Genomic DNA, 1,451 nt, shown 5'->3' with positions numbered 1-1,451 from the left:
GGGGGAGGGAATGGATTTCATAATGATGCTCCCATAAAAAAGACCAAAGGCGTACCAGCAAAAAGCATTCCTACAAGATTTCAGCCGGTTTTCATTCGGTCGAGCCCTACTGTACTGTAGTCAGTCCACTACAGTGGGACGCTGACTTATTCCATCTGGTTAATTTTTAAGCATTTGTGTTGTCGCTCTTCAGTCAGGTTGAGAATCTACCCGGAATAATAGCCACTGTCAGACGATCATTGGCCGCATGTGCCGCACAGCAGGGCAACTGGGAATGGGCGTCAGACAATACGCTCAATCAGCATTTTTATTGGAATGCGGCATGTTATAGTAAACGACACTACCTGCAGCGCTTGCCGCCATTAACGGCAAGCAGCCACTGATCATCATGGCGGTGCCGCAAGCGATTATTATACGCAGGATAAAACCCAGCAGGCTTTGCAGTTTCTCTAACGTCCAGTGACCGTCTGGCCGTGTTTTTTGCGTCATGATTCGATCCTTCGTGGAGGTAGGTTTGGCTGTAAATCTTGGGCACGCATTCTGCATTAGATATTCCACATGGTGGTTGAAAAATCAAACCACAGTACTGGCATCATCAGTTCCAAAGAAAGAACAGTGGAGAACAATACCCGTTCAGGACATTGAAAAATTGGAACAAAAAATGAAATATCAACATATAGCAGTGACCACAGCAGATCGTAATTGACGCCTTATGGCCTGCCAGTCCGCATCCTCTTTGGTCCTTACAGTCAGGATCTACGAGAATCATGGCCAGATGAAAGCCTCAGATGTTGGCTATAATGCAGTATGAGCAAATTTCTACGGACTATTGTCTGATAGAGAAATCCTTGAACAGGAGGTTACGATGTCTGGAACGGATATAAAAACTGCAAATCCTGCCGCTTCGTGGGTCCGGGCAGTCTTACTTTTGACAGCAGTGATGGCATTAGCCGGTTGTGCCAACATGAGCCCAACGGGCCAGCGTGCCCTGAGTGGCGGTGCTATTGGTGCTGCTGGCGGTGCGGTTTTGGGAACAGTCGCTGCGGGCAATCCTGCCGTCGGTGCTGCGGTAGGTGGTGCGGTGGGTGCGGGGGTAGGTGCTGCTCTCCCCCAAATAGAAAACAGCCTGAACGGTAATTAACCCGTTACTGCACTGAGTGTTAGGGCACCCGACTTATTTCCAGGGAGCTTGCATGCGGGTTATCAGTAACAATGTACGCACGGAAGCACATTACCCATCCGGCCCATTAAGATTTTTCGAGAGATATTTATGAATCTGAAGTTTCACCGATTTTCATGAGGAATAAGTCGCCGCATGCTACGCCACCATACGCATGAGCATCTGAGTGAATGATTTATGAGGGGGTTGGCAGAGATGGGGCCAAAGTCCCAGAAAATGGCTGGAGAGAGCTTCATCTGTAATCAGTTTGCGGACCTGTCTCTTATACACA

3 protein-coding genes are annotated in these 1,451 nt (G+C 48.5%); 2 read left to right on the top strand and 1 reads right to left on the bottom strand.

The annotated features are described in order from the left end of the window. Nucleotides 1-294: 294 nt before the first annotated feature. Nucleotides 295-489 (bottom strand): hypothetical protein, encoded by a 195-nt coding sequence (locus H7F08_RS15230; protein ID WP_024895462.1) that lies wholly within the window; start codon nt 487-489, stop codon nt 295-297. A gap of 25 nt (nt 490-514) precedes the next feature. On the opposite strand from H7F08_RS15230, the gene H7F08_RS15225 reads away from it, so the two are divergent. Next, nucleotides 515-706 (top strand): hypothetical protein, encoded by a 192-nt coding sequence (locus H7F08_RS15225; RefSeq protein WP_139110685.1) that lies wholly within the window; start codon nt 515-517, stop codon nt 704-706. 159 nt (nt 707-865) lie between these two features. Next, nucleotides 866-1,141, top strand: coding sequence for a glycine zipper domain-containing protein (locus H7F08_RS15220; protein ID WP_051488159.1), 276 nt, complete (start codon nt 866-868; stop codon nt 1,139-1,141). Nucleotides 1,142-1,451: the final 310 nt, after the last annotated feature.

Source organism: Acidithiobacillus sp. HP-11 (assembly GCF_015100075.1).
Lineage (GTDB): Bacteria > Pseudomonadota > Gammaproteobacteria > Acidithiobacillales > Acidithiobacillaceae > Acidithiobacillus > Acidithiobacillus thiooxidans.
Note: the sequence above shows the minus strand (reverse complement) of the source record. Positions and strands in the feature narration are given on the sequence as shown.

What these genes read in the sequence shown, in the direction of transcription:
- H7F08_RS15230 (WP_024895462.1), bottom strand. Translation starts at nt 489, where the DNA reads ATGACGCAAAAAACACGGCCAGACGGTCACTGGACGTTAGAGAAACTG.
- H7F08_RS15220 (WP_051488159.1), top strand. Translation starts at nt 866, where the DNA reads ATGTCTGGAACGGATATAAAAACTGCAAATCCTGCCGCTTCGTGGGTC.